This window comes from Sphingomonas sp. Leaf32 (genome assembly GCF_001421765.1).
Taxonomy (GTDB): Bacteria; Pseudomonadota; Alphaproteobacteria; order Sphingomonadales; family Sphingomonadaceae; genus Sphingomonas.
The window spans coordinates 18110-41505 of sequence record NZ_LMLA01000010.1; the positions used below are offsets into that span (position 1 = coordinate 18110).

The 23396-nt window shown below is 63.7% G+C and carries 30 protein-coding genes; 18 read left to right on the forward strand and 12 right to left on the reverse strand.

Features of this window, described 5'->3' with window-relative positions:
- Positions 1 to 7 precede the first annotated feature (7 nt).
- From ASE83_RS13915 to ASE83_RS18595, 16 genes are all read left to right on the forward strand, one after another.
- Positions 8 to 646 carry a phage adaptor protein gene (locus ASE83_RS13915; RefSeq protein ID WP_055899667.1) on the forward strand — a complete coding sequence of 213 codons (639 nt, stop codon included), beginning with the start codon at positions 8 to 10 and terminating at the stop codon, positions 644 to 646.
- Complete coding sequence (locus tag ASE83_RS13920) at positions 597 to 2030, forward strand: packaged DNA stabilization protein (RefSeq protein WP_082443353.1); 1434 nt, start codon at positions 597 to 599, stop codon at positions 2028 to 2030. The genes ASE83_RS13915 and ASE83_RS13920 overlap by 50 nt, the downstream gene beginning before the upstream one ends.
- Positions 2030 to 2446, forward strand: a complete 417-nt coding sequence (locus tag ASE83_RS13925; RefSeq protein ID WP_055791349.1) for a hypothetical protein — start codon at positions 2030 to 2032, stop codon at positions 2444 to 2446. Before ASE83_RS13920 ends, ASE83_RS13925 begins: the two co-directional genes overlap by 1 nt.
- On the forward strand, positions 2443 to 3234 hold the full coding sequence (locus ASE83_RS13930) for a hypothetical protein (protein WP_055791352.1): 792 nt from the start codon (positions 2443 to 2445) through the stop codon (positions 3232 to 3234). Before ASE83_RS13925 ends, ASE83_RS13930 begins: the two co-directional genes overlap by 4 nt.
- On the forward strand, positions 3231 to 3668 hold the full coding sequence (locus ASE83_RS13935; RefSeq protein WP_055791356.1) for a GNAT family N-acetyltransferase: 438 nt from the start codon (positions 3231 to 3233) through the stop codon (positions 3666 to 3668). The genes ASE83_RS13930 and ASE83_RS13935 overlap by 4 nt, the downstream gene beginning before the upstream one ends.
- Before the next feature lie 2 nt (positions 3669 to 3670).
- Positions 3671 to 4462, forward strand: coding sequence for a hypothetical protein (locus ASE83_RS13940; RefSeq protein ID WP_156353171.1), 792 nt, complete (start codon positions 3671 to 3673; stop codon positions 4460 to 4462).
- Positions 4462 to 4593: a hypothetical protein gene (locus ASE83_RS19040; RefSeq protein WP_268794979.1), complete on the forward strand. Its 132-nt coding sequence runs from the start codon at positions 4462 to 4464 to the stop codon at positions 4591 to 4593. The genes ASE83_RS13940 and ASE83_RS19040 overlap by 1 nt, the downstream gene beginning before the upstream one ends.
- A complete protein-coding gene (locus ASE83_RS13945; RefSeq protein WP_055791363.1) occupies positions 4583 to 5386 on the forward strand; it encodes a hypothetical protein in 804 nt (267 codons plus the stop codon). Before ASE83_RS19040 ends, ASE83_RS13945 begins: the two co-directional genes overlap by 11 nt.
- Before the next feature lie 252 nt (positions 5387 to 5638).
- Positions 5639 to 8722, forward strand: coding sequence for a hypothetical protein (locus ASE83_RS13950; protein WP_156360201.1), 3084 nt, complete (start codon positions 5639 to 5641; stop codon positions 8720 to 8722).
- 481 nt (positions 8723 to 9203) lie between these two features.
- Complete coding sequence (locus ASE83_RS13955; protein WP_055791369.1) at positions 9204 to 11039, forward strand: right-handed parallel beta-helix repeat-containing protein; 1836 nt, start codon at positions 9204 to 9206, stop codon at positions 11037 to 11039.
- A complete protein-coding gene (locus ASE83_RS19045; protein WP_268794980.1) occupies positions 11036 to 11167 on the forward strand; it encodes a hypothetical protein in 132 nt (43 codons plus the stop codon). The genes ASE83_RS13955 and ASE83_RS19045 overlap by 4 nt, the downstream gene beginning before the upstream one ends.
- A 21-nt stretch (positions 11168 to 11188) precedes the next feature.
- Positions 11189 to 11650, forward strand: coding sequence for a hypothetical protein (locus ASE83_RS13960; protein ID WP_156353173.1), 462 nt, complete (start codon positions 11189 to 11191; stop codon positions 11648 to 11650).
- On the forward strand, positions 11647 to 12246 hold the full coding sequence (locus ASE83_RS13965; protein WP_055791375.1) for a glycoside hydrolase family 73 protein: 600 nt from the start codon (positions 11647 to 11649) through the stop codon (positions 12244 to 12246). Before ASE83_RS13960 ends, ASE83_RS13965 begins: the two co-directional genes overlap by 4 nt.
- On the forward strand, positions 12243 to 12473 hold the full coding sequence (locus ASE83_RS13970) for a hypothetical protein (protein ID WP_055791378.1): 231 nt from the start codon (positions 12243 to 12245) through the stop codon (positions 12471 to 12473). The genes ASE83_RS13965 and ASE83_RS13970 overlap by 4 nt, the downstream gene beginning before the upstream one ends.
- Entirely contained in the window at positions 12470 to 12700 is a 231-nt protein-coding gene (locus ASE83_RS13975) for an Acb2/Tad1 domain-containing protein (protein WP_055791382.1), read from the forward strand. The genes ASE83_RS13970 and ASE83_RS13975 overlap by 4 nt, the downstream gene beginning before the upstream one ends.
- Before the next feature lie 9 nt (positions 12701 to 12709).
- Positions 12710 to 12871, forward strand: a complete 162-nt coding sequence (locus ASE83_RS18595; RefSeq protein WP_156353175.1) for a hypothetical protein — start codon at positions 12710 to 12712, stop codon at positions 12869 to 12871.
- 1128 nt (positions 12872 to 13999) lie between these two features.
- Here the strand turns inward: ASE83_RS18595 and ASE83_RS18600 are convergent.
- The 10 genes from ASE83_RS18600 to ASE83_RS14005 all read right to left on the reverse strand — a co-directional run bounded on the left by ASE83_RS18600 (position 14000) and on the right by ASE83_RS14005 (position 18023).
- Entirely contained in the window at positions 14000 to 14173 is a 174-nt protein-coding gene (locus ASE83_RS18600; RefSeq protein WP_156353177.1) for a hypothetical protein, read from the reverse strand.
- 160 nt (positions 14174 to 14333) lie between these two features.
- The gene (locus ASE83_RS13980; protein WP_055791386.1) at positions 14334 to 14642 is read right to left on the reverse strand and encodes a hypothetical protein; all 309 of its coding nucleotides are present in this window, start codon (positions 14640 to 14642) and stop codon (positions 14334 to 14336) included.
- Positions 14642 to 15538: a hypothetical protein gene (locus ASE83_RS18605; RefSeq protein ID WP_156353179.1), complete on the reverse strand. Its 897-nt coding sequence runs from the start codon at positions 15536 to 15538 to the stop codon at positions 14642 to 14644. The genes ASE83_RS13980 and ASE83_RS18605 overlap by 1 nt, the downstream gene beginning before the upstream one ends.
- Complete coding sequence (locus tag ASE83_RS18610) at positions 15535 to 15717, reverse strand: hypothetical protein (RefSeq protein ID WP_156353181.1); 183 nt, start codon at positions 15715 to 15717, stop codon at positions 15535 to 15537. The genes ASE83_RS18605 and ASE83_RS18610 overlap by 4 nt, the downstream gene beginning before the upstream one ends.
- A complete protein-coding gene (locus ASE83_RS13990) occupies positions 15710 to 15931 on the reverse strand; it encodes a hypothetical protein (protein WP_055791392.1) in 222 nt (73 codons plus the stop codon). Before ASE83_RS13990 ends, ASE83_RS18610 begins: the two co-directional genes overlap by 8 nt.
- Positions 15921 to 16238: a hypothetical protein gene (locus ASE83_RS13995; RefSeq protein WP_055791395.1), complete on the reverse strand. Its 318-nt coding sequence runs from the start codon at positions 16236 to 16238 to the stop codon at positions 15921 to 15923. Before ASE83_RS13995 ends, ASE83_RS13990 begins: the two co-directional genes overlap by 11 nt.
- Before the next feature lie 178 nt (positions 16239 to 16416).
- Positions 16417 to 16812 (reverse strand): Lar family restriction alleviation protein, encoded by a 396-nt coding sequence (locus ASE83_RS14000; protein ID WP_055791398.1) that lies wholly within the window; start codon positions 16810 to 16812, stop codon positions 16417 to 16419.
- Positions 16809 to 16979: a hypothetical protein gene (locus tag ASE83_RS18615; protein WP_156353183.1), complete on the reverse strand. Its 171-nt coding sequence runs from the start codon at positions 16977 to 16979 to the stop codon at positions 16809 to 16811. The genes ASE83_RS14000 and ASE83_RS18615 overlap by 4 nt, the downstream gene beginning before the upstream one ends.
- Positions 16976 to 17350, reverse strand: a complete 375-nt coding sequence (locus tag ASE83_RS18620) for a beta barrel domain-containing protein (protein ID WP_156353185.1) — start codon at positions 17348 to 17350, stop codon at positions 16976 to 16978. Before ASE83_RS18620 ends, ASE83_RS18615 begins: the two co-directional genes overlap by 4 nt.
- A 400-nt stretch (positions 17351 to 17750) precedes the next feature.
- Positions 17751 to 18023, reverse strand: a complete 273-nt coding sequence (locus tag ASE83_RS14005; RefSeq protein ID WP_055791401.1) for a hypothetical protein — start codon at positions 18021 to 18023, stop codon at positions 17751 to 17753.
- Positions 18024 to 18143: 120 nt separating this feature from the next.
- Here ASE83_RS14005 and ASE83_RS14010 point away from each other — a divergent pair, with 120 nt between their 5' ends.
- Positions 18144 to 18371 carry a hypothetical protein gene (locus tag ASE83_RS14010; RefSeq protein WP_055791404.1) on the forward strand — a complete coding sequence of 76 codons (228 nt, stop codon included), beginning with the start codon at positions 18144 to 18146 and terminating at the stop codon, positions 18369 to 18371.
- A gap of 197 nt (positions 18372 to 18568) precedes the next feature.
- Here the strand turns inward: ASE83_RS14010 and ASE83_RS14015 are convergent, their stop codons facing one another.
- Both ASE83_RS14015 and ASE83_RS14020 read right to left on the reverse strand, forming a co-directional pair.
- Entirely contained in the window at positions 18569 to 19861 is a 1293-nt protein-coding gene (locus ASE83_RS14015) for a sigma-54-dependent transcriptional regulator (protein ID WP_055791407.1), read from the reverse strand.
- The gene (locus ASE83_RS14020; protein WP_055791837.1) at positions 19858 to 21624 is read right to left on the reverse strand and encodes a sensor histidine kinase; all 1767 of its coding nucleotides are present in this window, start codon (positions 21622 to 21624) and stop codon (positions 19858 to 19860) included. Before ASE83_RS14020 ends, ASE83_RS14015 begins: the two co-directional genes overlap by 4 nt.
- 349 nt (positions 21625 to 21973) lie before the next feature.
- On the opposite strand from ASE83_RS14020, the gene ASE83_RS14025 reads away from it, so the two are divergent.
- Positions 21974 to 23290, forward strand: a complete 1317-nt coding sequence (locus tag ASE83_RS14025) for an MFS transporter (protein ID WP_235513252.1) — start codon at positions 21974 to 21976, stop codon at positions 23288 to 23290.
- Positions 23291 to 23396 lie beyond the last annotated feature (106 nt).

Here is a 23396-nt window from a genome sequence, read left to right on the forward strand (position 1 = left end):
CCTGTAGATGGCGATGACTGCCCGTGATATTGTGGTCATGGCCATGCGCGAGCTTGCGGTTTTGCCATCGGGCACGCAACCGGAAGCGGACGAACTGGCCGACGGCCTGACCAAGCTTTCGAGCATGTTGCAGACGTGGCAGTCGACGGGATCAGGCTGGCGCGATGAGACGGGCACGCTGACCGTAGCGATCGGGGCTGGCGAAATTGTCCTGCCGGCTGAGGTCGGAACGGTCATTACGGCGCGGATCGTCGAGCCGGGCTACAATCGCACGCTGACCCGGTGGGAGGCAGACGATTACCGCGCGCTGCCGAACCGGGCGCAGCGCGGGCGGCCGATTGCGTTCGCGTCATTCTACAATATCGACAGCGTGTCGCTGCTGCTGTGGCCGGTGCCGTCGACGGTCGCGGTCATCGAGTATGACTATCAGCGTCGACCGGTGGCGGTATCGGACGCCTCCAACACGATCGATGTGCCGGAGCGGTACCTCGAGGCGGTATGGACCAATCTGGCGCTCCGCATGTCGGGCATGTTCGGACAGCCGGCGCCGGACGAACTGATTGCCCGCGCCCAAGAGACGCGGCGCGCGATGCTGGATGACGATCGACCGGAAAGCTACATCATGGGTAGCGACCGCTATGCCTAAGCTGCCCTTCGGCATCGGCGCCTATGCCCGCCAGCGTGGCGATCTGCCAGAACTGCCCGTCATCAACATGTTCGCCGAGAACGCTCCGACGGAAGAGGGGTCAGTCGTTCTGCAATCGCGCCCCGGGTTGGTGCCGGCTCTGGCCGTTGGTTCGGGCCCGATACGGGGCATGTATCAAGCCGACGGTGTGTTCGGCGGGGCGATGTTCGTGGTTTCGGGCTCGACGCTGTACCGTGACGCCGCGGCGCTAGGGACCATCGGCGGCACGGGCGCGGTGTCGTTTGCAGCTTCACCGCTCGAGCTGCTAGTGAACGCTGGCACGACGATCCACAGCTACAAGGCGGCGGGGCTGGCGACTGTCGCGTTCCCTGACAACGCCAACGTCGTGCGTGTCGCCTATATCGCAGGCTACTTCATCGCCCTGCGCGAGGGTACGCAGCAGTGGCATTTCTCCAAGGTGCTTGACGGTCGGTCGTGGGATGGGTTCGACTTTGCCAACGCAGAGAATGAGCCCGATCGTCTAGTCGATGTCGTGATCGTCGATGACGTTCTGGTCCTGATCGGGTCGCGATCGATCGAGTTCTGGCCACGCACCGGGGATGCGACGATCCCGTTCGCGCCGACGCAGGGCAAGGTGTTTGACAAAGGGGCCATCACGCCCGGCTGCGCCATCGCCTATGACAATACGTTCGCCTTCATCGGCGCGGTTGAGAGCGTGGTTCCGCCAGCGAAGCCGTCGCTACGGGTCTATGTCGCGGCGAACGTGCCGACGGGCGTGTCCGACGTGGGGATCGAAGAGAAGCTGTCGAAGTCGGCCAGCTATGCGCTTTGGTCGTTCACATTCGAAGGTCACGAATTCCTTGTGCTGCGTCTGTCGCAGGGCACATGGCTGTTCGACGCCGCGACCCGGCAATGGTGCGAGTTCACAAGCGCCGGTTTGTCCAACTGGACCGTACAAACAGGGCGCGGCGGGCTATTCGGTGATGCCGCCAACGGCACGCTTTGGGCTTTCGGCGCAGGCCATTCGGATAACGGCGGCGTGTTGGAACGGCGGTTCCGCGCCGGCTTCCCGCTCTCTGGCGGCTCGGTCACATCGCACAACCTGCGGCTGACGACCAACGCCGGCCGGACGCCTGACCTTTCAGGCTATGCCTCAGATCCGGTGGTGGAAATGCGGTCGTCCCGCGACCGAGGCGCGACATGGGGCGCGTGGCGCCAAACCGCGCTCGGCCAGCAGGGCAAATACCGCACGCTGATCGAGTGGCGGCGCAACGGCCAGTTTGACGCGCCAGGCGGGCTATTCGAATTCCGTGTGACCGATCCAGTGCCGTTCACAGCGGCTGCGGTTGCTATCAATGAACAGGCTGGGGGCAGGGGGCGCTAATGGCATCGCTGGTATTCGTAAATACGCTGGCCGAAAGTCTCGCCAAGGGGCTGCACAAGCTGACCACCGACGCTCTCAAGGTGGCGCTGACGAATGATCCTATGACGCCGGTGAAGGCTAAGCTTGCGGACGTCACGCAGATCGCTGCGACAAATGGTTACACAGCCGGCGGCTTGCCGGTGACGGTTTCGGCCAGCGCGATCGACGGAGCATCGTTCAAGGTCGGGCTGGGCGATGTGACGTTCACCGCGTCAGGCGGTGCCATGGGGCCGTTCCGATATGCCGTTCTCTATAACGACAGCTCGACCGACAAACTGCTGATCGGGTACGCCGACTACGGGCTGTCCTACAGCCTCCCCGCCAGTCAGCCGTTCGTCGTCGATTTTGACCCGGCGGCAGCGATCACGGTCGGATGATCGTCGATCCCGCCTCCGTTGGATTGACAGGCGGCGGCGTGGCGTTCGCACCGTCGGTGCTGGCAATTGGCGGCGCGCATCTAGGCCTTATGTCGGGTGCTGTCGCCCTGTCGACGGATTACGCTCTTGCCATCTATGGCCTCAAGGACAAGAAGCTCAATCGGCTGCGTGCATCGGAGAGCATGGTAACGCCACAGGGGCAGCCGACGGCGCAGTTCCAGCAATCGTACCAACAGAACGTCGAACAGATCGAAGGTGCGATCCGAGCGCTGGCGACGGGACAGATTGACCTACGCAATATTGTGGACATCCTGCTTGCGACCCAGCGCGCGGCGGGTGCTGCGCAGGTCGCCGCGGAACAGGCGCAAAGTGAAGTGGCGGCGCAGAAGCAGGCGAACGACACCTTTACCCGCGTCCGCGATAGCTATGCCGATCCGGGTGCCGTCACCGCGTCTACCGCCGGCACGTCCAGCACGATCGCCATCGCCCCGCACCAACGACACTATCTCGACCCCATTCAGGACGTCCCGGTCACCGCCGGGGCGATCCCTTGGCCAACGCCTGGGGAGACCGTGTTCGTCTATTACGACGACGAAACGCTTTCCGGCGGGGCGGTGGCCTATGTCGGCACACTCGCTCAAGCGGAATCGGTAGCCACGCTGTCCAATCCCTATCGCCATCAGGTTGGGTCGGTGACGGTGCCTGCGACAAGCGGCGGTTCCAGCGAAGGGCAGCCCAGCTACCCGCCCTGGTATCGGCAAGAGCGCGAAGAGGTATCAACGGTATGATCCGCGACGCCACGCCCACCGACATTCCGGAATTGCTGCGGATGGGTCGGGCATTCGCCGCTAAGCTGCGGCTTGGGGAGACGGTTGGGTATGACGAGGCCACCATGGAACGGCTGTTCGCGCATCTGATCGACAGCCCAACCGGAATCCTCTTGGTCACTGACGGGGGTGCCGCGGGCGGCATGATTTACCCGGCGATGTTCAACGCGCAGCACACGACCGGGCAAGAGCTTTTTTGGTGGGTTGATCCGGGCAAGCGTGGTAAGGGTATCGCGCTGCTTGTTGCCCTTGAAGCCAAAGCCCGCGAGCTTGGTGCTGATAGCTGGATGATGAGCACCGTTGAGGCTCTTAACTTCGAGGCGGCATCGAAGTTGTATGAGCGGCGCGGCTATCGCGCCTCGGACCGCAATTTCCTCAAGGTCTTCGGGGCGTAGGCATGGCTATCGGCACAGCTGCGGCAATTATCGGTGGATCGCTTATCGCCGCTGGCGGGTCAGCCGTGGCAGCGAAAAGCTCGTCGAAATCGATCAAGTACGGCGCGGATCAAAGCGCTATCGCCGCGCAGCAGGGCCTCCAGTTCCAGCGCGAAGCCCGCGACGAGAATAGGGGTATCCTGAACCCTTACGTTCAGCAGGGCTATGCGGCCAACAACGCGATCGGTGCGCTGCTAAGGCTGAATGGCGGCGGCACGGCCAACAGCATGGGCTACGGCCAGCTATCGCCGGACAATCCCGCTGCGCTGGGTCAGGTCATGCCGGCCGACGGGCAGGCGTCGTCGCCATTCCAGCAGGCGTTTCAGAACTACCAGAACAGCACCGGCTATCAGTTCCGTCTTGGCGAGGGCATGAAGTCGCTCAACAATCAGTATGCCGGTGCCGGCTTGCTGAACAGCGGTGCGGCTCAGAAGGCTGCGATCCAGTTCGGGCAGAATGCCGGTAGCCAAGAGTTCGGCAATTACCTCGCTCAGCTTTCGGGGCAACAGCAGGTCGGGCTCTCAGCGGGCAACGCTTTGGCCGGGGTTGGTACGAATTTTGCCAACAACGCTGCGGCGATAGCCGCCAACAACGGCAACAATGCTGCGAACGGCGCGCTCGCTCAAGCAGGGGTCAACAACAACCTGATCGGCAGCCTTGCGGGCATTACCGGCAACGCGATCGGCGCTCTGTCGTCCTACGGTGGAGCTGGCCGCAACCCATACGGCATCGCTGGCAGCGGGGCGATCTACTGATGAACCGGGAACAGGAATTGGCGGCTCTTCGCGAGAAGCTGGCGGCTCGGCAGGATCGTCCCGGCTTCGCTGCGAATGTCGAGGCGATCAAACAGCGCATTGCCGAACTGGAGGCACAGAATGGCGATTGATTGGTCCCTGCTCCAGACGCCGAACGTCGGAGGCATGCTACAAGCGGGCATCCAACAGGGCCGCGAGCAGCGGCGCCAGGTCGAGAGCGAAAACGCGCTTGCCGCTTATGCCCAGAACCCCGGCGATCCAAACGCCGAAAATGCCTTGGTGGCATATATGCCGCAGTTGGGTTTGCGGGTGCGGGATCAGCGTATCGCGCAGGAGCGCACGACGCAGATCGGCCAGATTGCACAGCAGGCAGCAGGCGGCGACAAGGCGGCACAGCAGCAGCTTTGGGGGCTCGATCCCGAGATGGCCTCAAGGTTCGACGGAGTGCAGCGCAAGAAGATGGACGAGGAGATGGGCGCGATCGGGCAGGCTGCCTATCGTATCTCGCTCTTGCCGCCCGATCAGCGCCCGCAGGCATGGGATAGCGCGGTGGAGGGGTTGTCGCAGCGGTTCCCGGAGATGGCGCAGTACCGCGGCCGATACAGCGAGCAGTCGCTGAACGCTGTGCTGGATCAGACGGGTATGTCAAAGGGCGTCGTGGAGGCGCGACAGCCGAAGTACACGTCCGTGCCTCAGGGTGGATATCTTGAGGACGTGAATCCGTATTCGCGCGGTGGGAGCCCGGTAGCAACAGGCCCTGCCTCGGCAACGTCGGTCGCTCCGGCAACACCGGCGTCTGGAGCCATCGACTTCCTTCGGCAGAATCCCAATTTAGCGGCGGAATTCGACCAGAAGTATGGGGCGGGCTCGGCGGCGCGGGTGCTGGGAGGTCCGGCGCCGGGTGCGCCGGCTACCTTTCCCTGATCCGATGAAGGGGCCGGGACGAGTAACGTCGATGCGGCGAACGGCGGAAGGAAACGCGGCCGTGGGCGGTAAGCGCACCAGCTATCATTTGAGCGGCCAAGGGGTCGACCATGCTGGTGCTTCGATGAGCGCTCTTCGCGCCTACTACGGTCCCCGCGCTCGCCTTCTCGACGAGGGTGATCATATCCACGTCACCCTACCGGGTGCGAACCTCCCCTATTACGGCCGCCGTGGCGCGGCAGGAGCGCGATGATGCAGCAGCAGGCCAACCCCTTCGACCAGTTTGATGCTCCGATCGCCCCGCCAGCTGGGCAGGCGCCCGCGCGCATTTATGGCGCGCCTAAGCCGCTGGACCCGTTCGACATGGCTCGAGAGCAGCGTGCGGTCGAAGATCAGGTGATGCAGCGTGAGCAGTTCAATCGCACGCAAGAGCGTCAAACCGCGCAGGATGAGCGCGCCAACACCATTGCCGAGCGGAATGCTCGAGCGGCAGAACGTGCCACGGTCAATGCCCTACGCCTGCCAGGCAACAAGGAAACCGAACTGCGGTCCGCGGTCGATCAGGTATCATCGCTGAACCGCGCCATTGCTGGCTTCAACGACGACTATCTTGGTGCCGGCGCAGGATTGGAGAACTTCGCTCAGCAGTACACGGGTGTAGGAACCCCGGGGCAGCGCGAATGGTGGGCGGATTTCAGGTCGGCAGACAATCTCACGCGCAACGCGCTGTTCGGCGCTTCGCTGACGGCGGGTGAGAAGGAAGCGTACGCGGCCACGACTATCAAGCCGGATATGGCGCCGAGCGTAGCGCGCGAGAACATCAAGCGTCGCGCGGATATCGCGCGCACTGCGCTAACCCGATATCGCGACTATCTCATCAAGAGTGGGTATGGTCAGGATGCGATCGACGCCCTGATCGGTCCTGCGTTGCAGCCGGCCGAGCAGGCGAAGCGCCAGACGACTCCCGACGGCACTGGTGACATCGGGTTTAATCTGCCGGATGCGCCCGTTGCGCGTGGCCCGCGCCTCACGCCGGAACAGGAAGCCGACTTCGACCAGTTCTTCCGCATGCGCCCGTCGCCGGAAGCTTTGAAGGCACGGTACGACAGCTACGGCGTCGGCGAGCTGCCCATTGAGGATGCGCAGCGCGGCGCAGAAATTGCGGCGAAGGGCGGGTCGTTTAGCCAGGTCAATTACGGAAACATCGATAAAAGCGTCCAGACGGAAGCTGAGAACCTGGCGGCATTGGATGCGTCGGGCGACACGCAGCGTCTGTTTATGCAGGGCGGCACGTTCGGCCTGAGCGATGAAATCAATGGTGCGGTGAATGCCGGTGTCGGGTTGCTATCTGGAGATCTGGACACGAGTCGCAATTACGCAATCGGCCGCGACGCCACTCGCATCAATGACGAAGACGCGCGCAAGCGCCTTGGGTGGGCTGGAACCGCTGCTGAACTCGCTGGCGGCCTTGCGACCGGCGGGCTCGGCGCATCGCGTGCCATTGCCACTCCCGGCTTGGTGGCACGAGTTGCCGAGGCGGGGAAGGTGGGCACGCTTCAAGGCGCACTTGCCGGCTATGGTTACGGCCAAGGCACCGAGGGCAGTTTGACCGGCGCCACATTGGGCGGCGTTGCCGGCGGCGTGCTGGGCTCGGCATTGCCCGTTGGCGGGGCACTCATCCGCAATCGCACTGATGGTTTGAGCCGGCTACTAGGCCGCGATCCTGACTTGGCGCGTCGCGTAGTTGGCGATGCGATCACGGCAGATGGCAACAACCCTCGCGCCGTTGGCGCAATTCTGGACGATGCCGCTTCCCGCGGTTCACCCTTGGCGATCGCAGATACTGGCGATAACGCGCGGGGGTTGCTTGGCTCGGTATCTCGGCAGCCTGGCGGTTCTCGGACCCTCGCACGAGAGGCGGTCATTCCTCGCCAGCAGGCGCAGGAAGAACGCATAGCGGGCGCCGTTCGCCGGGATCTTGGTGACACGCCGGTTATCCGCGAGCTGAGTGACGATCTTTTGTCCCAAGCCCGCCAGCGCGCCGCCCCCGAATACGATCGATTCTACAGCGGCGCAGATGCGGTGGGCCAGGCGTCGTCGGTCAAGATTGATGATCTGATGCAACGTCCGTCGATGCAACGGGCGTTGGCGCGTGCAGCGCGTATTGCGCAGGAAGAAGGGCGCGACCCTGCTTCGTTGGGTTTCATCATCGGTCAGGACGGGCGGGTTGTTCTCAATGGATCACCGACAGCGCAGCGTGAAGCTGTCGCTGGTGCGCGGTCGGCGCTTGACGGCGCGCAAGAGGCGTTGCGAGCAGCGAGAACCGCGCCGAATGGCAACGTGGCAAAGGCGCAACGTGGCGTTGAAGATGCACGACAGCAGTTGCGCGATGCCACCAGCGCCTTGCGCTCTGCGCCCATAGAAGGCGAGGCCGCGCGGGAACGTGGCCTGTCGTGGCAAACGCTCGACTATATGAAGCGCGGCATGGACGATGTTGTCGAGACGTACCGCGACGGCACGACCGGCAGGCTGAACCTCGACACGGAAGGTCGGGCCGTGAACAATACCCTTCGGGCGTTCATCAACCGTGTCGACCGCGCTAACCCTGCTTATGCTGCCGCTCGTTCGGCCTATGCCGGCCCAGCCCGCATGCGCGATGCCCTCGAAAGCGGGTCCGGTGCACTGAACATGTCGCCCGATGACGTGGCAGCGCAGGTTGCCGGACTGGCGGGAGATAGTGAGCGCCAGATGTACCGCGCTGGCGTGCGGAAGGCGATGGTCGAGCTACTGGAGAGACGAGTTGATGGCGCCGACAAGGTGTCGGCCCTGATCGGCACACCGAAGAAGCGCCGCGTGCTACAGCAGCTGTTCGGCGGCGAAGCACAGTTCGATCGGTTCGTTGCAACCTTGCAGGACGAGGCGGCAATGAACCGCACGTATCGGTCGGTAGCGACTGGCTCGGAAACCGCCGGGCGGTTGGCGGACGATGCTCAGACCGGCGATACCGGCCTACTTGAGACGGCGGTCGACGCTGGTCTGCGGGGAGCCAAGGAAGGTCCTTGGCAGGCTCTCGTGACGGGCTTGCAGAAGCTCCGTGACGTGGAGCGTTTCGGCGCTGGGGAGGCTGGAAAAGCAACGCGCGAGAGCATCTCTGCGCTGCTTACTGAGACGGATCCTGCGGTCCTCCGCGAGCTGCTGCGTGCGGCTCAACGGGCGCAGGCCCGTCAGCGTGTCGTCGGCCGGCAGGAGTTCCGTCGTGTTGGGCGTGTTGCCGGGCAGGCCGGGCGCAATATCGGCGGCGCGCTCGCCCCGCGCGAGCGACAGAAGGCCCCTTAACATACGAGGTTCTTGGGCACACGTGTCTCTGTCACCGTCCATCGTTCACCAGAACGCGAGGCGATGAACGTCAGTGCGCAAGGCTGAACTTGCGCCATACGGGCGGGCATGCCGGTCTGCTCAATAGTTGCTGTGGGCCCGAGTACGGTGGCCGTAGTCGTGAGGTTTCCGGCGATCGGGACTGCGCCACCCCCATAAGAAAACTGAAACGCGCGCCTCCCGTCGGGAAGGTCGATTGCTGCAAACGGCTGCCCGTATCTCAAGATAACTTCTGCCAGATCCTGCCCCACATATTGACGCATTTGCGTGCTGACGCAGGCTGTCGTCGTAAGGGTGGATACGGCAAATACTGCCGCCATTTGGGTTGGTCGCATACCCTTCCCATACCAGAACGATTCTGCTATCGCTACACCATTGAGCGCCTTGCCAAGAGTGGCATTGTCCCGACCGCCTAAGAGTGGTCCTGCACCGGCAAGGCTCCATGGCTCAGCTCTTCACGCCCCCGTTCCAGCAGACGCTTGATGCGAACGCAAACGCGATCAGCGGGGCAAAGCTGTTCTTTTACGTCAGCGGCACGACGACGCCTGCGAAGGTGTATGCGGATGCCGCGCTGACGACTGAGTTGCAATCGCCTGTTCCGGCGGATGCTGCGGGACGATTCGTCCCTATCTATCTTGACCCACAGGTGCGCTACCGGGTCATCGTCGCCGATGCTGCCGGGGCACCGATCCGTGACGTCGATCCGATCGGCGATACGGCCATTGCGGACCTCGCCGATGGTGGCGGATCGGCGCTGGTCGGCTTTCGCGCAGAGGGGGCTGGAGCCGTTGATCGGACTGCCCAAGCGAAAGCCCGCGAAACCGTCAGCGTCTTCGACTTCGGCGCGAAGGGCGACGGCGTTACAGACGATAGCGCAGCCATCAACAGCGCCATCCAGGCTTTCGCAAATCTGACCGCCGGATCGCAGCTCGTTTTCCCGCGTGCGGACTTCCGGGTCGATGGCCGGATCCTCGTCAACATCCCGCGCATGGCGATCCTGCTGGACGGGTGCCGGATCATCGGTAATCCGTGGCGATACACCCCTGGCCAGCAATTTCCGTTCGGCTCATTCTTCCTCGTCACTGCGCCTGATTGCGACATTAGCGGGACCGGTCGCGGCAACAGCATCATCCAGCTGACGGGCGGGTCGGAGGCGAATGGCATCACTTTCCTGCACACGGACGGCGGATCGGTCAGCCGGCTGACGATCGACGGCGGCAAAGAGCAGGTAACTGCGGTCGAAGACGACACGTTCATGACGCCGCTGAGCGTTTTGAACGCTACCGGCGGCAACCCGAGCGGGAAATGGTCCCGCGTGCTGGTAAGCGACGTCGAGCTTCGGAACGCCGCGCAATACAATGCGCAGGCCTATGGCGATTTGGGCGGGTTGGAGATCGTCGACAGCCATCTGCATAACGGCGGCATTGCCAACCAGTCGGCGAGCCGAGGCGCGGGGATCGCGATCACGCGCGGCAATCGTGGTGTGCGCGTCAGCCGCTGCCTAATCGAAGACAACAAACAGGACGGCGTGTTCCAGACGAGCGCGGGTCTCGACAGCTACGACCTCTCCATCACCGACAACATCATTCGCCGCAACGGGCGGTGGGGCGGCACCTTCACCGAGGAAGCCAATTTCGCTTCACAGGCGGGCCAAGGCACGCGCCGGATCACGATCAAGAACAATGTCGTCGATGGTAACGGGACCGGCTCGTTCGACAGCAAGGGCGGCCTGCGCGCGGGCACCTACGACGGCGTGGGCTACCAGTCCGACCTTTCGTCGTCGGGCAACATCGTGACGCGCAACATCGGCTATGGCTGGCTTGTCCAGACGAACGACGGCGCGTCGAACAAGGTCACGCGCCTCAATATCGACGACACGATGGCTGGAAATATGCTGGGTGACATTGCGATCGGTGCGAAGTTGGATGCAACCGTCCGCTGGAACGCGGCCAAGGTGCCGGGCGGGTCGATCGTCAATCTGGGCGACAGCGGTCTGGTATCCAATGCGCGCGGTGTAGGTGGAACGATCGCTTCTGCGTCGACAATCACTGTCCCGACCGAGGGCGACGTGTTTACCCTGACCGGTACAGCCACAATCACGACGATTGCACCCTCCCCTGGACGGCAAGTCACGTTCGTATCCGCCGGCAACCCGACATTCGCTGTCACCGGCAATATCGAAATGCAGGATGCGATGACATTGCCAGGCAACAGCGCGGTGCAATTCGTCTGCATCGGCGAGAGTTGGTTCCGCGTCGGAGGGAGCATCAACGCATGACCGAGTATCCGATCCGCCAGCCCATGCCGGTGAATGACCGGCCTGTCGACCTCTCCAAGCCCGGCAACGCCCCGGAGAACGCCCCGATCCAAGACGCGCCCCCGGTCGCTCCACCGGCAGGAGAATGATAATGCAGGAAGGAGGCCCCAATGAACGGCACTGAGCCAGTCGCTGCCGTGGAAGGCGTCGCTTCCCGCTTTCTCAGCGAAATGACGCCGGGGGCATACGGCATCTGGGGCCTGTTCGCGCTGGTCGGCATCGCGATCATCAAGGGCTGGCCGGCAATTTCCGACGCGGTGACGAGGGCGAAGATGGCAATCGGGGATCGGCGCGTCTCGCGGATCGAAAAGCTGGAAGCGAAAATTGACGAGCAGCGGGTATCGTACGAAGCTGAGATCGGCATCCTGCGGCATGAACTCAATAATGTGACGGCGGCATTCGAGGCGCTGTTGCTGCTGATCGAGAGCAAGCCGGAGGACGCGGCTGCCCATGTCGTGCGCATCAGGGAAATGCGGGACCGCCAGCACGCGAGCGCATCGGCGGAGAAGGCGACTGTGCGGGCTGCGCGGATCGTCGCTGCGGGCGCTGCTGTGAAAGGAACCGGGGAATGAAACACGAGGATTTTATCAAGACCTTCCAGCGCCGCGCCGGGCTGGCTGCGGACGGCATCGTCGGGCCGAACACGATTGCGGCGCTGGAGAAGGCATTCCCGAACGCGATAAAATCGCCGCCGCCCCATCCAAAATTCCCAACGGAACACATCGAGGGCGCTATTGAGGCCGATCAGGAGTTGGGCGTGCCGGCGTCGGTGTCCCTGGCCCAATGGGCGCTGGAAAGCGGCTACGGCAAGTCGATGCCGCCGGGGTCGAATAATCCGTTCGGCATGAAGGCGCGCAAGAACGAGACTGGTCCGACCGTCACCGTTCGCACCCGCGAGGTCTACACGTCGGGTCCGAAGAAGGGGCAGGCGTATTATATCGACGCGCCGTTCCGGAAGTTCGACAGCTTTGGTCACGCCTTCATTGAGCATGGGAAGCTGCTGGGGACTGCTCCGGTCTATGCGCCAGCCCGCGCAAAGCTTCCGGACCTTGACGCCTATATCGAGACGATGGGGCGTATCTACGCCACCGACCCGACCTATGCCGATAAGATCAAGAGCATCATCCGCACGAACGGGCTGCGGCAATATGATGGCTGGAAGGCGTGAACGCCCGCGAACAGCTCGTCGCCTATCTCGCGACGCTGGGCGCGCTGGTCGTGGTCCTGCTCGGGTCCATGACGATCGCGTCGCTGACCGGCGAGGTCATCATCGGCAAGATGGAGGCGTTCGGCATTGGCACTGTCACGGGCGGGCTGATCGGCCTGATGCGCCTGCCGTCGTCACGGCCCGCTGGCACGCCGAACGATCCAATTTCAACGGAGGAAGCAAAATGACCGAACACGTACACAGTGCATCCGACGACCGAACCGCGAATAATGCCGTTCGCCATACCTACCGAGTGCTGTCCGACGCCGAGAAGGCGCAGATGGTTGCGATCAAGGATGCAGGGGCCGAACTGCTGCGGCTGATCGCCGAAACGGGCAAGAGCCGCGAACTGTCGATCGCAGCGACCAAGACCGAAGAAGCGGTCATGTGGGCCGTCAAGCACGTCACGGCATAGGAGGGTGACATGAAAATCAACCTGAAGAAAGCAGCCGGCTCGGTGGTAAAGGCCGCCAAGGAGAACCCCGAAACCGCGCTGGCGATCGCGAGCCTGCTGGCACCGGGCCTGTTCCGCAAGCTGGCACCCAAGGTCGTGCCGATCATTGTGGCGGTGGCGGGTAAGCGGTAATTGTTGGGATCGCCAACATTAACAGGGTAGGGCGGCACCCCCGGCCACTGACACCAGCGCTTTCGCGCCTGCTACCCGAAGGAAGCCCGTGGGGTTATCCGGCGCAAATGCCGCCCTGTGCTGCGGGCCGGGCTTGATACCGGCTGCTCTACTGCCTTATTCGAATGCGAACACCCCGGGTCAACCTTTCGGCCCCGTAGGCGGCGTCGAGCCATTATCAGCTTGAGCGAGATCGCCTTCTCTGCGTGTCCATCCACGCCGCCGCAGCCCCACCACCCTACACGACTCGCCCAAAACCGCAAGTTCCGCTTTGTCAACGGGGCGGGGTGTGGTAGTTTTGATGCGCGTTGCTGGTGGCGGCGTTTTCGAGAAGGGTAGCGGTCGCCCTATCACTCGTCATAGATTGTGCGGCCCGGAGCCTGTCCCACACGCGCAAGGTGAGGACGGGGCGGCAGACGTGACCAGAACCGATTGCTTGAGGGACTTGCGGACCGACTGTGATTGAAGCTGGGCCTGACAGCCGGAAAGACGGCAAATGCTGCGGCAGCACGGAAGGACGTGCCGGGGGCCGGAAGCCCCGCAGATCGAGAACCGCTCGCGTGCCTTCCGGCGCAGGCGGCTAGATGGCTAAGGATGCGAAAGGGCCGCATCACCTTCGGGTCCGTCGCCGAGAGCCGGTATCAAGCCCGGCCCGCAGCAATTTGCAATTTCTGCAAAGAAGTCACGTTCACGCTTAGCAACTAGGCGCATCCGTCGGTTGGCGAGGATCGCAGGGACGGTAGCCAGCGTGGCAAATGCCATAATCCCTATGATGCTTAGCATGTATGCTACCTTACTGATTAGCTGAGTATCACCAACCCGCGTTGCTGCTAGCCGAGCCACCATCCGCTAACAGCAACGACCACCGTCAGCCCGACCAGCGCGAACGCCACCCCGGCCCAGAACTGGCGGCTTGCGAGGATGGGCTTCACACGGATTTGGCGGGAGTGGCCAACTCCGCGACTAAAAACCGCGCGCATATTGCCCGAGCGATCTGTTCCGCGTCACCGTAATCGACAGGCGTAAGCTCGTCGCGCCGGCACTCGCTCAAGATGACTTCGGTCAGCGCCTCTACAGTAGCGGCGTCATTCATTGCTTGATCCCCTTCACCTCGACCACCCCAGCCCCACGCTTGGCCGCCTCGATCACCATCAGCACATCGTCCTTGGTCAGCGGCATGTCGCCGTCCGGGTAGGTGTCGATGAAGTCCTGTAGCCGCGCGATGGCGGTGTTCAAGGCGATGGTGTCGGTCAGGTCGGTCATGGCTTTCGCAATCTCCGGTTCCAGAACAGCGACACATGATAGTCCCACCATCCCAGAGCGATAACGTGGACAGAATGCACGTCGTTGGCTTTTCGGCAATAGACGATGCCCGGCAACACCAGCTTCTCCGGGTCGTCAGTCGAACGGTGGAATTCGACCCTCACCCCTCCACCTTCGCGGGCGGGGATTGCAGGCCCTTTGGGTTGTAGAACGACCGCAAACCGCAAGTGCATGGCGATTTGTCGAGATAGTCCAAGTCGTTCGCGTCGCATCCGTTGTCGTGTTGGACGTAGCAGGCCATTCCCTCAATCTTCGCCTTGAGCCGATCCACTTCGCTCGGCTGCGGCTCCGGCACGACTACGCGGCGTGGCGTTTCGTATTGGTCGGGGCTTTCGCCACAGGTGCAAGGACAGGTCCAATTGACCGAATGCCCGCATTGCGGTTCGCCGTAGCAGCGGTCGCCGAACATTATACGGCCTCCGTAGCGGGCGGGGATTGTAGGGCGAGGATATCGCGGACAGTTTGCCACTGGCTCGCGAACAGCCATATGCCTTCGGTGTTGCGGTGATTTTCCGCCCGCTCGATCGCCTGATCGATCCACCGCACGATGCGGCGCACTTCTTCCGCCTCCCGCTCCCCCACCGCTGCGCGCGGGCGGGCGAGGGCGGCTTCGACCGCTTCAAGGGCGTGTTCGGTGCTTACCGTATCGCGATCCATTAAGCGGTCATTTGCGGTGACGTGGCGATCAGCATTAAGTCCTGTCGCCTTTGCAAGAAGCTGGTACGCAGTCAGCCAATCATCATCGGCGCTTTCAATTTCTTCAAGCTGCGCCTGCGAATACCAGCTATTAGCATCCGCTAGTAATGCAGCATCCTCGTCCGCGCCTCCCCCATCCCCGGCAGGCGCTACAGCACCACGACGGCTATTCCATGCCGCCTCCGCTCGCTCAGGACTATCAAGTATCGGCCCTAGAAACCCGCATCCGCATGACACGGCCCACTCTTCACGATGGCTGACAATGCGGTGCATGAATGGTGGGCTTTCGCTGTCGCACCATGGATTAGGGCAGGGCAGCATATCCCCATCCCCGGCAGGCGCGGAGGCGAGGGCGGCTTCTGCCTTTTCGGCGCGAGTGCATGTGTCTCGCACCTGCCAGAAATACTTGTCGTTCAATACGGTCAGCTGATCAATTTCTGTCTGGGCATCCTGTAGAACGCGATACAGACAGCGCTGATCGTGGTACCGAGCTTCGTGCGTTTTGGTACCACAAGAGCAGGATGCTATCTGCGCTATCACAAGACGGAGCGCCAATGGCTCCACCGTCACCGGCGCGTCGTTCGTGGGGGTCATGCGGGGGTCGGTCATGCGGGTTGTCCTTCGACATAGCCGGGGCCATAGCAGGCCGCACAGGCGAGGAACTCGAACTGCTCGCCTGCCAGTGCGGCGGCGTTCAGTGCAGCTTCGGTGAAGATGCGGCTCGACGGCTTCGCGTCCAGCTTATGGATCGGCGTCGGCTTCCCGCACGCCATGCAGGCATCAACCATGGCTATTCTCCTGTTTCAGGTGCTGGGCGACGCGGAGGCCGAGGGGCAGGAACATGCCGTTCAAGTCGCACACGCCTTTCCTCGCCAGCGCCCGGATCGTCATAGGTGGCGCGAACCACACGCCGACCTCATCAGTGATCCAGCGCGTCGCGTTCAGCATCACTTCGCGTTGCTTGTCGGTCAGCTTCGCCGCGACCTCTGCGTCAGTCTGCATGGGGGTGGTCCTTGGCTAAGGCTGCGTTCCAGATGCGGTTATGATGCGCGCTGATTTGGACGCAGATGTCGTTGATGCTGAGCGTGTGACCGTTCTGGATTGCGCCGCCCGTGGCATGGGCAGCTACATTGCGCAGCGCAGCCTCAAGCGCTTCGATGCAGGCGGTCAGCTTGGCAATGCGGCCTTTGACCTCGCCCGGTACGTAGAGCAGGAAGTCGTCGCTCACATCGTCGGCAAGGAATGCGCCAGCCTCGCGGCCAGCTTCGATAAGCGCGGCACGGTGCCGCCCCACAAGATCGTCCGTCATGGGCGGGGGTCCTTCTGTTGGCGTTCTTCGCGCAACACCTTCGCGTGCATTTGAAGGATGCGGCCTGTGACGCTGAGGTTTTTGTAGGCCCGGTTTAGCGCGAAGACGATTAGCGCCGACCCGCCGAGTAGGACGTACATGATGATGTGGATCATCCCGACCCAATAGATGACCCCGCTCACCCCCGTTCTCCGAGGGCTTGGAGGGCGGCGCGGGCACGGTTACGCATTTCGCGAACGCCATCACGCATCCATTCGCGATCGGACGGCCCCACGGCATTGCCGAAAAGCGTGTCCGTCCCGTAGATCTCGATGCCAAGCAACGCCTCCCGTAGGCGCTCCACGTCCGCATCCCGGCCTTCGATCGGCGGGGTGGGGGTGGCGCGCGTGTTCCAGTGACGGTCAGCAGCCTCTTGGCTTTCGTCGTCCGCAATCTCTGCCCCGCAATCGAGGCATTCGACCGACCAAAACGCGAAGTCGTCCGAAGCGCGCGTGAAGCACTGGACAAGGCGGCCATCTGCTCCGCCGCAAAATGGACACGGCAGCAGTTCGCCCGCAGGCACACCCCCGCTCATGCCGGGTACTCCTGCTTTTCGACGAGTCGATAGATCGCCTGAAGCAAGTCCCAGCAGACCGCCTTGTCAGCGCCTTCGTTGGCGAGCTTGAATATTTCCGCCTTAACGTCCTCGGACGATAGCCAGCACGGCAGCTTGTGCATCGGAATGAAGTCCGGCTTGCTCATGCCGAGGGGCCTGATAGGCGGAGAGAGACAGAAGCGGCTTCTATGTCGGCAAGTGTCACATGGTTGGGGCGGCGGTACAGGCTGGATATGCGCTGCCGAAACGCATCCCAAGTCTCTGCCAATCGAAGGCGTTCTTCATATTCCGCCTGTGACCGAAAGCACCGCCCCGGCGAGGTGTAACCCGCGCCATCGCAAACGAGGTCGCTCAAATCAATGCGAGGCCGCTCATATGAGGGGCGTTCTGCATCGGCGATCGATGCCCATTTGCGGCCGGCCTTGGTCACGACGACTTCCGACTCGCGCGTTCCGCGGATCAGCTTCTCGACCAGCCATAGCCGATCTCCGACTGCCAGCTTCGGATTGTCGCTCATGCTGCGGCTCCGGGGGTTAGGGGGGTGGGGGGAGAAGCTGACTGTCGTTCCGCCTCAACGGCTCTGTGGCCAATTGCTTCATTGCGGGCGCGCTCATTCTCGTCTCTGGCCGCGTCAGCAGCGGTCCAAGTTCCGCCTTCCAGCAGCTTCAGCTTTTCTGCTAACCGCCGCGATTCCCGATCGCAGAAATCTCCGAAAATCAGTTGCGCTTCCATATGTCGAACGAGGGAAGATTTCGGTCGACGCGCTAACTTTTCAGATGTCGCGAGAGGGACGGGATGAGTGTCTCGGAAAACGCGCAGATCTAGTAGCTCTGCGACTAATCCCGCGTCCGACTGAAATAAGGACGCGTAGCAGCGGATCGTATCGATCTCGTTGCGTAAGGCTACGAAGGTCATGCTCATGCCGCCACCTCCAGACGGAAAGCGTGAGCGGGGAGGCGACCGCGCATCGGACCGACACCGGTTGCAGCCTTAGCGAAGTCCCGCAGCATCGAAGCGGTCGGCTTGCCGGTATTCCAGCGCTTCCGGTTCACAATGACCTTCGACACTAAGCAGTCGGCACCGATGACGCTCAGATCGCTAGTGGTGATGCCGTAGCGCAGCTTCCGCCCGCAGCAATGGCACTGAGCGTCGTCAACAAGACCGGTGATGGTGATGGTTGCGGTCGTCATGTCTTGCCTCCAGAATCTACCTGACGTATATTCTACGTGACGTAGATAATTGCAAGGAAAATAATCAACGTGACGTTGATGGCTTGCCGAGACGAAGCGGGGCGGTTTACGGCGCGTCCGATGGACAATCAGCCGTGGCAGATTCGCGCGAAGGAGGCGGGCCTGACGCAAAAGGCGCTGGCATCGATCGCCGGGAAGCCCGCAAATACCATCAGCCGGCAAATGCGCGGCGAGTTTGGCGATGTGCCCGGCTACCTGATCGCGCTGATCATCGCTTGGGAGATGATGACTGACGACCAGCGGGTGGACTGGATGCGGCAACTGGAGCGCGAAGAGGGTACCCGCTGACCTGTCCGGGCTTTGTCCGTGCAACGTGCGTCGAACACCGTCACTTTCGCGAGTCGTAAGCTGCCAAATTAACGCAAGACACAGAGTAGAATGGCGTCGGCGTGCCCTCCGAAGGCAGAGGCCAGGGGTTCGAATCCCTTCGGGTGCGCCAGTGGCGGTTCAATCAGATCGACAATGCACTGCGCCGGCAGGCGGGGTCAGCCCGGCTGGCGATGTTCGCTGGGGTCCAGGCCGTAGCGTTGCAGGCGGTCGTACAGGCTGCGTCGCGATATCGACAGCGCCTCGGCTGCGGCGGCGACGTCGCCCGACGCCTTGGTCAGCGCTTCGGCGATGACTGCCGTTTCGAACCGGGCCACGCGTTCTGCCAGGGGCAGGGCCTCCTCCTCGCCATCGGTGCCGGGCAGGGCCAGGGCGGTCTGCACCGCGAAGTTGCGCAGCGCCCGCACATTGCCGCGCCATGGGTCGGTCATCAGCCGCGCCTCGGTCGCGGCGTTGAGCGACGGGACGTCGCGCCCGAACCGCTCGGCGGCTTCCTGCAGGAAATAGCTGAACAGCAGCGGCACGTCGGCGCGGCGTTCGCGTAACGGCGGGATACGCACGCGCACCGTTTCCAGCCGGTAGAGCAGGTCCTCGCGGAACCGCCCTTCGGCACAGGCCCGCGCTAGATCGCCCTTCGCGGCGGCGACGATGCGCAGGTCGACGCTGCGCGGCGACCCCCCGCCCGCCGGGGGCAGTTCGCGCTCCTCGATCACGCGCAGCAGCTTGCCCTGCAACGCGCTCGACATGCTGTCGATTTCGTCGAGGAACAGCGTGCCTCGGTCGGCATCGCCGATCCGCCCCTGTTGCGCCCGTCCGCCGAACAACGCCTCGTCGGCCAGGTGATCGGGCAGGGCGGCACAGTCGATCGCGACGAATTCGCGTGCCCGGCGCTTGCTCCAGCGGTGCAGCATCCGCGCGACCAGTTCCTTGCCGGTGCCGGTTTCCCCCTCGATCAGCACATCGACCTCGACCTGCGCCAGTTGCCGGATCGCGTCGCGCACGCTGGCCATCGCCGCCGTGGTGCCGATCAGCGGGAAATCCTCCTCCGCCGCCGGCAGTGCCGCGCGCAACCGGCGATTTTCCAGCACCAGCCGCCGCGTCTCCAGCGCGCGGCGGACGCTGGCGACCAGGTGATCGGTGGCGAACGGCTTGGCGAGGAAGTCGAACGCCCCGCGCTCCATCGCCGCGACCGCCATCGGGATGTCGCCATGGCCGGTCATCAGCAGCACCGGCACGTCCGGGTCGCTGGCATGGACCGCATCGAACACGGCATGGCCATCCATGCCCGGCATCCGAATGTCGGTGACGACGACACCCGCGAAATCGGTCCCCATGTCGTGCAGCGCGACGCGCGCATCGGCGTGCGATTCCACCGCTATCCCGGCAATGGCGAAGGTATCGACGATCGCGTCGCGCAGATCGTCGTCATCGTCGATCAGCAGCACCTTCATCGCGTCATCTCCTTGGCCCGCGCGACCGTCACCCGAAACGCCGCCCCGCCCAGCGGCGACGCCACCACCGCCACCGTGCCGTCGAACGCCGTGACGATGTCGCGCACGATCCCCAGGCCCAGCCCCAGCCCGTCGAGTCTGCCGGTGACGAAGGGGTCGAAAATCTGCCCCGCTATTGCCGGATCGATGCCCGGACCATTGTCGGTGACGGTCAGCGCGACGCGGTCCGCCACTTCCTCGACGGTCAGCGTCACCTGCGGATGGTCCCGTCCGGCTACCGCGTCGAGCGCGTTCTGGAGCAGGTTGACCAGCACCTGTTCCAGCCGCACCCGACCCGCGATCACATCGGGTTGGCCCGGTGGTGGCCAGTCCATCGCGACGCCTGCCGTACGGAACCTGTCGCCGATCAACAACCGTGTGCCGGCGACCACCGCGTCGAGCGGAACCGGTCCGACCACGCCCACCCCGCGCCGGGCGAAGCGGCGCATTTCCTGCGTGATCGCACCGATCTTCGCCGTCAGGGCGATGGCACTGTCGAGATTGGCGGCAACCCGGTCGAGCCGTCCGGCGACCAGATGCGCCTGCGCGTTTTCGGACAGGGTACGGATCGTGGCGACCGGCTGGTTGATCTCATGCGCCAGGCCGGCGGTGATCGACCCCAGCGACCCCAGCCGGTTGGCCTGCGCCAGCTCCTCGCGCGCCTCGCGGAACCTGCGGTCGATCCGCGTCCGCTCGGCGATTTCATAGCGCAGTTCCGCCGTCCGGGTGGCGACCGCCGTCTCCAGCGCGGCCCGTTCGCGGGCGGCGTCGGCGGCGCGGGTGATCCGCCACAGGACCAGTCCTGCGGCCAGCCCGGCGATCAGCACCGCGATCAGTCCGGTCAGCCGTGCCAGATAGGCCGCCTCGCTCAGCGCGTCGGCGACCGGGGTCACGTGGACCAGCCGCCATCCCGGCACCGGCATATCGACCGCCTCGACGATCAGTTCGGCACCGTCCGGCGCGCGGGCAGTGCCGTCGTCCCGCCACCGATATCGGCTGGGCGACAACGCGGCGTCGCCGAACTGGGCCGCGCTGGCCATCGCCGTGCGATCCGCCGCCGTCAGCGGGCGGGTGATACGGAATCGCTCGGCCGGGTCGGTCGCGAACAGGATGATGCCGCGCCCGTCCATGACGAAGGTCTGTCCCGGATCGCTGCGCCAGATGCCAACGAGCTTGTCGAACTCGACCTTCACCACGACCACGCCGGCCGGATCGGCGGCGGTGCCGACCCGGCGGGTCAGGAACAGCCCCGGCCGGCCGCTGACGTTCCCGACCGCATAATATTCCGTTGCGCCGCTGCGCAGCGCGCCGACGAAATAGGGGCGGAAGCGGTAGTTGCGTCCGACGAAGCTCTCTGGCGTATCGGCATTGGAGGCCGACACCGTGTCGCCGGACCGGTCGATCAGGTAGAGGACCGGCGCGCCCGTTCGTTCGGCAAGCAGCTTCAGCTTGCCATCCATCCGCCGCCGCGCGGCCGGATCGCCCTGGCGCAGCGCCTCGGCCAGATCGGTATATTCGCCGAGCACCAGCGGCAGCAGGCGGAACTGCGTCAGGTCGCTGGCGAACAGCCGGTTCTGCTGCACCGCGACCCGGTCCGCCGTGGCGCGCAAGTCGGTCAGCGCCGACTGGTTGAGCCACGCCGCCGTCGACAGCCAGATCAACAGTCCGAACGCGACGGCCACCGCTCCGGCAAGGATCACGGGAAAGGCGCGATGCAGCCGCATGATTGCAGGATGCTGCAATTCGCCATGGCCTGTCATGCGGAATCTTGCACAGTCGTATGTATCGCTGGCAGCACTATTTCCGTCAACATCCTGATAAAGCGGAAAAATATTGGCGGAAAACAAGTGTTTTGCGGATCGCGCCTGGCGCTGCATCCTGACGGCCTACCGAAATATCGGGTGAGAGAGGATCGGACATGGCTTTCGCGGACAGTAACGACAGGCGCCTCGCCGCCCGTCCGGTCGCCAAATTGCCAGTGGCATCGACGGCGGTCGATCGCGCCCGGCCATCCGTCCCGATCGAAGGCCGATTCCTGTGACATTACAACGACATGATATTGGGAGAGACGATGTGGCGACGAAACCCTTGACCCATCCCGCGACAGGGGCGGGACCATCGACCAACACCCGGCTGAAATCGATCATCGGCGGATCGACCGGCAATCTGGTCGAATGGTTCGACTGGTATGTCTATGCCGCCTTCACCCTGTATTTCGCGCCGCACTTCTTCCCCAGCGACGATCAGACCGCGCAGTTGCTGAGCGCGGCGGCGGTGTTCGCGGTCGGCTTCGTCATGCGGCCGATCGGTGCGTGGGTGATGGGCGTCTATTCCGACCGCCATGGGCGCAAGGCGGGGCTGACGCTGTCGGTCACGCTGATGTGCGCCGGCTCGCTCATCATCGCGCTGACTCCGGGCTATGACACGATCGGCGTGATGGCGCCGGCGTTGCTGGTCGTTGCGCGGTTGATGCAGGGCCTGTCGGTCGGCGGCGAATATGGTGCCAGCGCGACCTATCTGTCGGAAATGGCGGGCAAGGACCGGCGCGGGTTCTTCTCGTCCTTCCAATATGTGACGCTCATCTCGGGCCAGTTGCTCGCGATTCTGCTGCTGCTGGTGCTCCAGAACGTGATGAGCAAGCCGGCGCTGGAGGAATGGGGCTGGCGCATTCCCTTCGCGATCGGCGCGGTGCTGGCCGTCGTCGTGTTCCGCCTGCGTCGTGGCCTTGCCGAGACGGAGAGCTTCAAGAACGCCAAGGCGTCCGACGCGCCGAAGTCCGGCTTCCTCACCCTGCTGCGCAATCACCCGAAGGAAACCGCGCTGGTCATGCTGCTGACCGCCGGCGGTACGCTCGCCTTCTACGCCTACTCGATCTACATGCAGAAGTTCCTGGTCAATACGTCGGGCTTTACCAAGGAAGCCGCGACGCAGATCAACGCGGTCACATTGTTCGTCTTCATGTGCCTGCAACCGCTGGCCGGGGCGCTGAGCGACAGGATCGGGCGTAAGCCGCTGATGATCGCCTTCGGCGTGGCGGGCGTGCTGTTCACCTATCCGATCTTCACCGCCCTGTCGCAGACGCAGGACATGTTCACCGCCGGGCTGCTGGTGATGGCCGCACTCATCATCGTCACCGGCTACACCTCGATCAACGCGGTGGTGAAGGCGGAGCTGTTCCCCGCGCATATCCGCGCGCTGGGCGTCGCGCTGCCCTATGCGCTGGCGAACACGATCTTCGGCGGCACCGCCGAATGGGTCGCGCTGAAGTTCAAGGCCGCCGGGTGGGAGCAGGGCTTCTACTGGTACGTCACCGCGATGATCGGGATTTCGCTGATCGTCTATCTGCGGATGCGCGACACCCGCCACGACAGCCTGATTGCCGAGGATTGAAGGGAGGGGCGCCGTTCCGCGCACCGTGCGGGACGGCGGAAGTCGGTACCCCCGCGCGGGCGGGGGGTATGTCCAAGGACAGGGGAGAGCGTTCGGTCCTAGGGCC

Bases quoted from the DNA above. Each gene is read 5' to 3' on its own strand.
- ASE83_RS18600 (WP_156353177.1), bottom strand. From the start codon at position 14,173: ATGACCGACCTGACCGACACCATCGCCTTGAACACCGCCATCGCGCGG.
- ASE83_RS13975 (WP_055791382.1), top strand. From the start codon at position 12,470: ATGACCGAACACGTACACAGTGCATCCGACGACCGAACCGCGAATAAT.
- ASE83_RS13915 (WP_055899667.1), top strand. From the start codon at position 8: ATGGCGATGACTGCCCGTGATATTGTGGTCATGGCCATGCGCGAGCTT.
- ASE83_RS13960 (WP_156353173.1), top strand. From the start codon at position 11,189: ATGAACGGCACTGAGCCAGTCGCTGCCGTGGAAGGCGTCGCTTCCCGC.
- ASE83_RS18595 (WP_156353175.1), top strand. From the start codon at position 12,710: ATGAAAATCAACCTGAAGAAAGCAGCCGGCTCGGTGGTAAAGGCCGCC.
- ASE83_RS13930 (WP_055791352.1), top strand. From the start codon at position 2,443: ATGATCGTCGATCCCGCCTCCGTTGGATTGACAGGCGGCGGCGTGGCG.
- ASE83_RS18605 (WP_156353179.1), bottom strand. From the start codon at position 15,538: ATGACCGACCCCCGCATGACCCCCACGAACGACGCGCCGGTGACGGTG.
- ASE83_RS13920 (WP_082443353.1), top strand. From the start codon at position 597: ATGACGATCGACCGGAAAGCTACATCATGGGTAGCGACCGCTATGCCT.
- ASE83_RS14010 (WP_055791404.1), top strand. From the start codon at position 18,144: ATGGACAATCAGCCGTGGCAGATTCGCGCGAAGGAGGCGGGCCTGACG.
- ASE83_RS13955 (WP_055791369.1), top strand. From the start codon at position 9,204: ATGGCTCAGCTCTTCACGCCCCCGTTCCAGCAGACGCTTGATGCGAAC.
- ASE83_RS13940 (WP_156353171.1), top strand. From the start codon at position 3,671: ATGGCTATCGGCACAGCTGCGGCAATTATCGGTGGATCGCTTATCGCC.
- ASE83_RS13990 (WP_055791392.1), bottom strand. From the start codon at position 15,931: ATGCAGACTGACGCAGAGGTCGCGGCGAAGCTGACCGACAAGCAACGC.
- ASE83_RS18610 (WP_156353181.1), bottom strand. From the start codon at position 15,717: ATGGTTGATGCCTGCATGGCGTGCGGGAAGCCGACGCCGATCCATAAG.
- ASE83_RS13935 (WP_055791356.1), top strand. From the start codon at position 3,231: ATGATCCGCGACGCCACGCCCACCGACATTCCGGAATTGCTGCGGATG.
- ASE83_RS13980 (WP_055791386.1), bottom strand. From the start codon at position 14,642: ATGTTCGGCGACCGCTGCTACGGCGAACCGCAATGCGGGCATTCGGTC.
- ASE83_RS19045 (WP_268794980.1), top strand. From the start codon at position 11,036: ATGACCGAGTATCCGATCCGCCAGCCCATGCCGGTGAATGACCGGCCT.
- ASE83_RS18620 (WP_156353185.1), bottom strand. From the start codon at position 17,350: ATGAGCGACAATCCGAAGCTGGCAGTCGGAGATCGGCTATGGCTGGTC.
- ASE83_RS14020 (WP_055791837.1), bottom strand. From the start codon at position 21,624: ATGCGGCTGCATCGCGCCTTTCCCGTGATCCTTGCCGGAGCGGTGGCC.
- ASE83_RS14000 (WP_055791398.1), bottom strand. From the start codon at position 16,812: ATGAGCGGGGGTGTGCCTGCGGGCGAACTGCTGCCGTGTCCATTTTGC.
- ASE83_RS13925 (WP_055791349.1), top strand. From the start codon at position 2,030: ATGGCATCGCTGGTATTCGTAAATACGCTGGCCGAAAGTCTCGCCAAG.
- ASE83_RS19040 (WP_268794979.1), top strand. From the start codon at position 4,462: ATGAACCGGGAACAGGAATTGGCGGCTCTTCGCGAGAAGCTGGCGGCT.
- ASE83_RS18615 (WP_156353183.1), bottom strand. From the start codon at position 16,979: ATGAGCAAGCCGGACTTCATTCCGATGCACAAGCTGCCGTGCTGGCTA.
- ASE83_RS13995 (WP_055791395.1), bottom strand. From the start codon at position 16,238: ATGACGGACGATCTTGTGGGGCGGCACCGTGCCGCGCTTATCGAAGCT.
- ASE83_RS14015 (WP_055791407.1), bottom strand. From the start codon at position 19,861: ATGAAGGTGCTGCTGATCGACGATGACGACGATCTGCGCGACGCGATC.
- ASE83_RS13965 (WP_055791375.1), top strand. From the start codon at position 11,647: ATGAAACACGAGGATTTTATCAAGACCTTCCAGCGCCGCGCCGGGCTG.
- ASE83_RS13950 (WP_156360201.1), top strand. From the start codon at position 5,639: ATGCAGCAGCAGGCCAACCCCTTCGACCAGTTTGATGCTCCGATCGCC.
- ASE83_RS13945 (WP_055791363.1), top strand. From the start codon at position 4,583: ATGGCGATTGATTGGTCCCTGCTCCAGACGCCGAACGTCGGAGGCATG.
- ASE83_RS14005 (WP_055791401.1), bottom strand. From the start codon at position 18,023: ATGACGACCGCAACCATCACCATCACCGGTCTTGTTGACGACGCTCAG.